Origin of the sequence: Streptomyces sp. NBC_00057 (genome assembly GCF_045041165.1) — a bacterium.
GTDB lineage: Bacteria > Actinomycetota > Actinomycetes > Streptomycetales > Streptomycetaceae > Streptomyces.
The window spans coordinates 8,280,820-8,288,975 of the sequence record NZ_CP108256.1; the positions used below are offsets into that span (position 1 = coordinate 8,280,820).

Annotated in this window: 8 protein-coding genes; 3 read left to right on the plus strand and 5 right to left on the minus strand. The window is 70.7% G+C overall.

The genetic code is table 11. The features are described 5' to 3' along the window. The first annotated feature begins 19 nt into the window (after window positions 1–19). Both OG953_RS38910 and OG953_RS38915 read left to right on the plus strand, forming a co-directional pair. Window positions 20–502, plus strand: coding sequence for a GNAT family N-acetyltransferase (locus tag OG953_RS38910; RefSeq protein WP_405690381.1), 483 nt, complete (start codon window positions 20–22; stop codon window positions 500–502). A gap of 107 nt (window positions 503–609) precedes the next feature. Further along, window positions 610–927 carry a cupin gene (locus OG953_RS38915; protein WP_114242880.1) on the plus strand — a complete coding sequence of 106 codons (318 nt, stop codon included), beginning with the start codon at window positions 610–612 and terminating at the stop codon, window positions 925–927. On the opposite strand, the gene OG953_RS38920 is transcribed toward OG953_RS38915, so the two are convergent. Beyond that, window positions 917–2,182 carry an MFS transporter gene (locus OG953_RS38920; RefSeq protein WP_405690383.1) on the minus strand — a complete coding sequence of 422 codons (1,266 nt, stop codon included), beginning with the start codon at window positions 2,180–2,182 and terminating at the stop codon, window positions 917–919. The two genes, OG953_RS38915 and OG953_RS38920, sit on opposite strands and share 11 nt — an antisense overlap. An 80-nt stretch (window positions 2,183–2,262) precedes the next feature. Between OG953_RS38920 and OG953_RS38925 the strand changes: the two genes are divergently transcribed. Continuing rightward, window positions 2,263–3,138 (plus strand): LysR family transcriptional regulator, encoded by an 876-nt coding sequence (locus OG953_RS38925; protein ID WP_405690386.1) that lies wholly within the window; start codon window positions 2,263–2,265, stop codon window positions 3,136–3,138. 535 nt (window positions 3,139–3,673) lie between these two features. Here OG953_RS38925 and lepB read toward each other — a convergent pair. The 4 genes from lepB to OG953_RS38945 all read right to left on the minus strand — a co-directional run bounded on the left by lepB (window position 3,674) and on the right by OG953_RS38945 (window position 8,027). Next, window positions 3,674–4,333 carry a signal peptidase I gene (gene lepB, locus OG953_RS38930; RefSeq protein WP_405690388.1) on the minus strand — a complete coding sequence of 220 codons (660 nt, stop codon included), beginning with the start codon at window positions 4,331–4,333 and terminating at the stop codon, window positions 3,674–3,676. 72 nt (window positions 4,334–4,405) lie between these two features. Then, on the minus strand, window positions 4,406–5,047 hold the full coding sequence (locus OG953_RS38935; protein ID WP_405690390.1) for a L,D-transpeptidase family protein: 642 nt from the start codon (window positions 5,045–5,047) through the stop codon (window positions 4,406–4,408). 92 nt (window positions 5,048–5,139) lie between these two features. Then, a complete protein-coding gene (locus OG953_RS38940) occupies window positions 5,140–7,509 on the minus strand; it encodes an N-acetylmuramoyl-L-alanine amidase (RefSeq protein WP_405690392.1) in 2,370 nt (789 codons plus the stop codon). After that, window positions 7,506–8,027: an MmpS family transport accessory protein gene (locus tag OG953_RS38945; protein WP_405690393.1), complete on the minus strand. Its 522-nt coding sequence runs from the start codon at window positions 8,025–8,027 to the stop codon at window positions 7,506–7,508. Before OG953_RS38945 ends, OG953_RS38940 begins: the two co-directional genes overlap by 4 nt. Window positions 8,028–8,156: the final 129 nt, after the last annotated feature.

An 8,156-nucleotide genomic window follows, 5' to 3' on the forward strand; every position in this document is an offset into this window, starting at 1 on the left:
CGAACAGGGGAGAGACGAGATGGCACCGAACGAGTCCGCGGCGGCCGGCCGTGTCCTGCTGCGCGAGGCCGCCGCCGAGGACGCGGAGCCGCTCACCCGGCTCTTCCTCACCTCCCGCGCCGCAGCCATGCCGTACCTGCCGAAGGTGCACAGCGACGAGGACACGCTGGCCTGGATGACCCATGTCGTCCTGCCCGGAACAACGGTGTGGATCGCCGAGACCGGGACCGGGGACGTGCTGGGGTTCGCCTCCCTCGACGGAACCGAGCTGGAACACCTGTATCTGCGACCCGATGTACGCCGTCGGGGCATCGGCTCGCTGCTCCTGGCCAAGGCGCGCGAGATCGCCCCCGACGAGCTCACTCTGTACGTCTTCCAGCGCAACACCGACGCCCGGGCCTTTTACGAGCGGTACGGCTTCACCGCGGTCGGGTTCGACGACGGCAGCCGCAATGAGGAGAAGGAACCGGACGTCAGGTACCGGTGGACCGCGAACGGCTGATGGCCTGCCCCGTCCGGGACGAATGCGCGGGTACATCGACCGGGTAATCCGTGCAGTGGGCCTGCGGCAGGATCGCGGGGGGACGAGGGCTGCGGCACAGTGGGCATATGGACGATCTGAATGCCCTCGCCGACGAGCATCTGGCCGCGGCCCGCACCTCAGCACACGGCCGCAGCGCCCACCGCCTGCTGCATGAGGAGCCCCTGCGCCAGACCGTCATCGCCCTCACCTCCGGCTCCGCCCTCGACGAGCACAACGCACCTGCCGCGGCCTCCCTCCAGGTGCTCCGCGGCAGAGTACGTCTCACGGCGCCCTCCGGCGATGTGGAACTGAGTGCCGGAGGACTCCACCCGATCCCGCAGGAGCGGCACGGGCTGCTGGCGCTGGAGGATGCCGTAGTACTGCTGACGACCGTCAACGAGTGACGGCGACGGATCCGGGACGTGCGGCGGAGGCCATCCGGACGCGCTCCAGGACCCACAGCACAAGGCTTCCGGCGGCCAGCGAACCGCCCAGGATGCAGATGCCGCTCCAGCCCGCCCGCGCCCAGACCATCGAAGCGAGTGCGGCTCCGGCCGCCCCGCCCATGAAGAAGAGCGTCATGAATCCGGAGTTGATCCGGTTGCGGGCCTCCGGGCGGAGTGCGTAGATCACATTCTGTGCGCTGTTGAGCCCCGCCTGCTGGGCGATGTTCAGCGAGATCACGCCGACCGCCAGCCACAGCAGGGAGGACTCGCCGGCCAGCAGCGGCAGCCAGGAGAGCGTGAGGAGCGCGGCCGCCGTTCCCGACACCGCCTGTACCCGGCCGCGGTCGCTCAACCGGGCCGCGAAGTTCATGCCCACCACACCGATGACGCCCACCAGACCGAAGAGTCCGATGGCGGCCGCGTTCCAGCGGAAAGGGGGCCGGGTCAGCAGAAACGTCAGCGCGGTCAGCTGCACGCTGTACGAGGCCATGGAGAACGCGCCGATGGCTGCCCGCCAGCGGAGCAGAGGCTCCCGCCGCAGCAGGGACAGTGTGGAGCGCAGAAGTCCGGTGTACGACATCGGGGCCGCGTCGCGTTGCCGGGGCAGCCGGGGGAGCCGGTTGTGCAGAAGTATCGCCATGACGGCCATGAGCAGCGCGTTCACCCAGTACGCGGTCCGCCAGCCGCCGAGCTCGGACAGCGCGCCGGAGGCCATCCGCCCGAACAGCCCGCCGAGCAGGACACCGGACATGACGACGCCGACGATCCTGCCGCGTTCGGCCGGAGCCGCGAGCGTCGCCGCGAACGGCACCACGACCTGCGCGCCGACGGAGGTCAGGGCGGTGAGCAGGGTCCCGGCGATCAGCAGGGGGCCGGTGGGGGCAGCGGCCGTGGCCAGGAGGAAGAAGGCGGTCAGCGCGAACAGGCTCACGGCGAGTCGTCGGCGTTCCATGACGTCCCCGAGGGGAACGAGCAGGATCAGGCCCAGCGCGTAACCGGCCTGGGCGGCGGTCACGATCAGCCCCGCCGCGGTGACACCGATGTGCAGATTCACCTCGATGATGTCGAGCAGCGGCTGCGCGAAGTAGTTGCCGGCGGCCGAGAGTCCGGCAGCGAGGGCCATCAGCAGGACCAGGCCGCGCCCGAGCACGGGCGAATCGGGGAGAGTGCGTGGGACGGCCCGGCTTCGGGTCCCGTGTGTGGAATGAGCCATGTCCCTCAGCGTCGGGGATCCACCATCCATGAGTCCAACACATGTTTTTCATTCCATCGATCGTGGTTCACGATGGATGGATGGAACTTCAGCAGATGCGGTACGTCGTCGCGGTGGCCGAACTGGGGAACTTCACCCGTGCCGCGAAGAAATGTCTGGTCGTCCAGTCCGCGTTGAGTCATCAGATCGCGCGGCTGGAGAAGGAACTGGGGGCCCGGCTCTTCGACCGAACCAGCCGTCAGGTGCGGCTCACCGCGGCGGGCGAGGCGTTCCTGCCGGAGGCCAGGCAGGCGCTGGACGCGGCGGAGCGGGCCCGTGCCGAAGTGGCTGCCACAGCGGGGGAGGTCCGCGGGCGTCTGGCGGTCGGAGCCATTCCGACCGTCGCCGCGGTCGATATCCCGGTCGCGCTGCGGGCGTTCCACCTCCGCTACCCGAAGGTGCACATCGTCCTGCGGGACGGGGCGAGCAAGGACCTGGTCCAGGAGGTGCGGGACGGCACGCTCGACGTGGCCTTCCTGGGCGTGCTGCCGAGCTACCGGCCGAAGGGCGTGAGCGATCACGAACTCGCCACGGGCGAACTGGTCGCCGTCGTGGCCCCCACCCACTCCCTGGCCGGTGAGGCGGAAGTGGGTCTGGAACGGCTGGCGAAGGAGATGTTCGTCGACTATCCCGACGGCACCGCGGCCCGGGCGCAGTCGGAGGAGGCGTTCGCGGCGATGGGGCTCACCCGAGAGGTGGCCTTCGAGGTCAGCGGCACCGACTTCATCGTCCGGCTGGTCCGCAGCGGGCTCGGCATCGCCATGCTTCCGGCCGCCTTCGCGGCGGAACTGACCGGAGTGCATGTGCTGCCCGTCCGCGACGCGCCCGCCCGCACGGAGCGGCTGGTCTGGAGCCGCTTTCGCCCCACCCCGGCCGCTGCGGCGTTCCTGACCGGACTCGGTGTCGACGCCGGCTGAACATTCCCTTCAGCCTTCCGGCAGCGACCGGCGGCGGCTCCGCAGGAAGTCCCGCTCGGCCTTGTTCTACGTGCGGTCGACAGCGGCGTCGTACGCCGACGCGGCGTCCGGCGTGGATGCCCCGCGCGTCCCCACAGTGGGACAGCCCCTGGTGGGACATCCGAGCCGACGGGCCGGAGTCTCCCGCCTACGGGGAGCCCTCGGCGTCTGCGACGGCGCTACCGGCGAATCACGTGGCACTGTGCCGCGCATGGAGCGAGGACGACCGCCGGCACCAGGGGTCGCCTTCCGGCAACTGGCGGACGCCGTAGGAGGAGAAGACGCTGTGGACGCCTACTGCGCAACGCCGTCCCGGGACGACGCGGCACACCCGGCGCCCGCGAAGCCGACCGCGGCAGCCCCCGGCCGGTCGAAAGAGCCCCCAGTGGCTTCTCCTTCGAGAGGCCGGAGCGCGCAGCACGCCCATGGCGGAGCTGAGCATTCCCAGGCAGGCCGATGGAACGCGGCAAGGTCGAGCGGAGGGGGCCGCAGCCGCTCACGCGAATGCGGCGGGCCCCGGTGAAGCCCGGGCCAGGCGGGTTCGTCGGCCGGCCAGTACACAGATGCCGCCGCCGACGGCGCAGAGTACGCCCAGCACCACGGTCAGTCCGAGCATCACGGGCGCGGTACCGCTCGCGAGTGCGCGGCCCTGGACCGCGGCGGTGGGTACGGTGCCCGAGCTTTCGCTCAGGAAGTACCGCGAGTCGTTCGAGTTCTCCCGGTTGTCGCCCAGGAGGAACATGCGGCCGGGAGGCACCATGACATCGAGGTCGGGGGTGCTCAGCCTGGCATGCGCCTGCTTCACATACGGCTCCCTGACCGTTCGGCCGTTGACGGTCAGGGAACCGTCCGCGAAGACGATGTGATCACCACCGAGCCCGATGACGCGCTGCAGGACGGGCAGGCCGCCGTACCTGTTCGGCACCTTGTAGAGCACGACATCGCCCCGCCGGACCGCTGCGCCACCGATCTTCTCGATGGGAACTCGGTCGCCGTCGCGGTAGGTGGGTTCCATCGCTCGACGGGCGGTCGCCGTGGTGTACGAGGTCTGGAGGGCCACGAGTGCCCCCGTAGCCGTGACGAGCCCGAGGGCCACAAGGATCGTTCCCGCGATCAGCAGCCCTCTACCGATAGGTCTGCGCCGATTCTTTTGCATCGTCTCTCCGTCGCTTTCCGGTACATCGATGGGTCAGGCCCCTGTGCGGGGCAGTGGTAGGACTGGACCACTTCAGCCGATGGCGATGCGTGGATGTGCTTCCGGCTGGATCCAGGCCGTGATCCTGTCCATCGTGGCGCGCGGTACCGAGACACAACCGGCCGTCGCTCCGCTCCCGTTGACGTGCAGGAAGATCCCGGCCCCGCGGCCGGGCGTGGCCGGCCGGCGGTTGAAGTCGATGACCAGTGCCTTGGCGTACTGGGTGGGGTAGTTGATCAGGTGCTCGCTGCCCCGGTCCCCGGTCTCGACGAGCGGGAAGTCGGCCCCGGCCGCGGTGTGCATCGAGTTGTAGTAGGCGGACTCGGGGTCCTGCACCCACCAGTGCGAGGAGTCGACCCGGGTGTACGGCATCTTCGTGCCGCCGTACTCCACACCGAATCCTTCAGTGATGGTGTAGGTGCCCGTAGGCGTGGTGGAGGTGTTCTGCCTGCGGGTCGCACCGTCGGTGACGCCGTTCGCCCCGACGCGCCCGCTCGCGGCTACGGCGGAGGCGCTGGGCGAGGGCGGCTTGCTCTCGGTGCGCTTCGCCGCGACTGCGGAGCCGGGAGCGGCATCGGCCGACTCGGCCTGCTCGTGCTGCCCGCATGAGGTTGCGAGCACCATCGCACTCGCTGCGGCCGGCGTGGCCGAGACCCGACGGGATGTGGACTGCACTGTGCTTTCCTTCGTGTGCGGAGTGAGGATGGCGGGGCCGGACGAGGGGGATTCGTCCGGCCCGGTCCGAGGCGAGAGGGCCCCGCAGTGGTTCATCGGGTGAGAGCGGCGCCGATGCCCCGGCCGGTACCGGTCGCGAGGGCGGTGGGCCCGTACGAGGCGCCCATACCGCCGGTCGTGGTCATCACGGTGCCGTCGCCGGAGTTCTCGCCTTCGGCCCCGAGCACCGGATCGGCCGTGCCGTCGCCGTTCAGATCGGCCAGCACCACCGCCGACCCGAACCGGTCGCCGGTCTCGGCAGCGCCCGGAACTCCGCCCGAGCCCTGCACGAAGGAGACCGCACCGGCCGTGGTGAGCCCTTCGGCGGAGCCGTGCAGCAGGTACGCGCGCCCCGCACCGCCCGGTGCGCCGACGAGGACATCGGCGTACGCGTCCCCGTCGGTGTCGCCGATGGCGAGTGAGGTGCCGGTCTCGCTGCCGACGCCCGCCGCGTCGAGATCGGCGCTGCCGATCACCGCTGCGTCAGCGGTCCGAAGGCCGTCGGAGGAGCCGAGGTACGTGACGATCTCTCCGCCGCCCGAGTTCGCCGCCGGTCGCCCCACCGACAGATCGGCGTATCCGTCACCGTCGAGGTCCCCGGCGGCCGCCGCGAGGCCACCGGCCCCGTCGAGGATCGTCGCGGTGTCGGTGCGCAGTCCGGCTGCCGAACCCCGCGCAAGTACCAGCGGCCAGGAGCCGCCCGCCGTCCGGAAGGTGAGTGCCGCGTCGTCGAAGCCGTCGCGGTCGAAGTCCCCGGTGGCCACGGCGGGGTCCTGGACGGGACCGTCGGAGAGGGTGAGCGGCGTGGAGAAGCGGCGGTCGGCACCGTCCACGGTCCAGGCGCGGCCCGCCCCGGGCGAGACCGCGAGGACATCGTCGCCGCCGTCCCCGTCGAAGTCCCCTGTGGCCAGGGCCGCTCCGAAACGGGCGTTGCCGGTGCGGACCCCCACCGGTTCGTTGATCATGCCGGCCTGGCCGGTGAGGCCGTTGGGGCCACCGCGCAGGACGCTGATGCCGCCCTCGTCGCTCGCGCCCGAGGTGACTTCCTCGCCGGGCGAGGAGACCACGAGGTCCTGGTAGCCGTCGTGGTCGAGGTCGCCGAAGGCGCTCGCCGCTCCGAAGCCGTCGTTGTCCTCGGAACCGCCGGGTACGCCTTCGCTCTCCTGAGTGACCACCGACCGGTTGGCCGCGTAGGGAGTGGTGGGGGTGCCGGGCACCACGCTCACCTGGCCCGCGCCCATATGCCCGTTCGCGGTGGCTCGCGGCACGCCCACGGAGAGGTCGGCGCGGCCCTCGCCGTTGGTGTCGCCGTACACGGAGCGGGCGTTGACACCGGCTGCTGCTGTGCGGATCGCGGGCAGGTCGCCGTAGAGGTTGGTGCCCGGGCACTCTGTCGGGTAGCCGTCACGATGGCCGGAGATCCGGTTCATGGTGACCTGCTGGCCTTGTGTGAACTTGCCGTTGTCCGCGCCGGCCGTCATCACGGTCGTCCCCGCGGGGTTGATGCCGTACAGGCCGAGCTTCCAGGCCGTGAGCCGGGCGATCGCGTCGCGCACGGCGGGGGTGGTGCTCGCGGTGTTGAAGTCGCCGAGGACGGCGACGCCGCTGGTGTCGGTGTTGAACCCGTAGGTGTGCGCCCCGTACACCGGCCGGTCGATCCCGCCGGCGCGTCCCTCGAAGAGGGTTCCGCACTTGTCGACGAAGAAGTTGTAGCCGATGTCGTTCCAGCCGTTGGACTTCACGTGATAGGTGAGGATGCCCCTGATCAGGGAGGCGGACTCGGCGCAGGTGTAGTCGTTCGTGCCGGCCGTGTGGTGCACGAACACCGCCTTGGTGTCCGTGGTGTACGTCGGCGGGTCGGCGACCAGTGACTCGTCGGCGCCCCACTGGGCGCGCGAGGTGATCACGGGTGCACCCGCCGCGGTAGCGGTTCCCAGCGCTGCGGTTCGGGCCAGGGCCGTGCCGCCCTCGGGGTCCACCAGGTCGACGCGGAGTCCCTGCGGGAGCTTCGTGCCCGTGATGCGGGCCTGGACACCGTCCGACGGGCCCACCCACAGGGGCTGGGTGCCGGCCCGGAGCCCAGGGCCCTCGTGGTCCGGCCCGGACTCCGGAGTACGGACGTCGGTGTCCAGCGCGCGCCAGGGGGACCAGGACCCACTTTCCGCGTCCCGTACCCGGATCTCGGCCGTTCCGTCGAGCCGGGCGCGCGGATCGTCCCAGGTGACACCGAGCAGGCTGAACTCTCCGGTGGCGCGCGGAGCGAGAACCTTGCCGCCCTTGCTCCCTCCGGTGATCCCGTACGTGGTGACGGATCCGCTACGGGCTTTGCCGCCGTCACCGGGGACGGCCGCTGACGCGGTGGGGACGGGGAGCGCGGCAAGCGCGAAAGCGGCGGCCACGAGAGCGATACGGGGGCAGTTCACTGTGTCTCGCTGTTCTCGGAAGTGCTGTCGGAGGCGTTCTGGGCGGCGGGGAGCGGGGCGCTGCAGGTGGCCCGTCCGTACGGGCCGGCCGCCGTGGAGCGCTGGACGTGCTTGCCGCGGACAGCTACGGCGCATCCGGCGTCGCCGCCTTTGCCGTCGAGCACGATGCGGATGGTGGGCTCCGTGCCGAGTCCGACCTCGACGTTCTTGCGCCAGGGCAGTTCGGAGCCGGACAGGGTGAGGGATTTCGTCTGCTTGTCGTGCGCGATGAAGTCGATCTGCACCGTGCCCGAACCGCGGACCTCGTAGGTGACGGAGGCGGTCGGCACCGGCTTCGGCTTCGGCTCGTCGGAGGTGGCGAGGAAGCCGTAGGTGACCACGCCTGCTGCGAGCAGGAGGGTGATGGCCGCGCCGATGAAGGTGCGGCGGCCGGTGCCGGGGTCCTCAGAGCGGTGTTCTGCCGGTGACGCCCCGGAAGTGGCATCGGCGGTATCGGTGTTCAGGGTGTCGGTGCTCATAGGGCGGGGGCGTCTCCGATACGAGAGGCGACCAGGGCGGGAATTGCTCGACCGGTCGGAAGGAACAACGCATTTGCAGGGCCGGACCACCGATCGGAGTTCCGGACGTCTGTCAATGCGAGGTCCCCT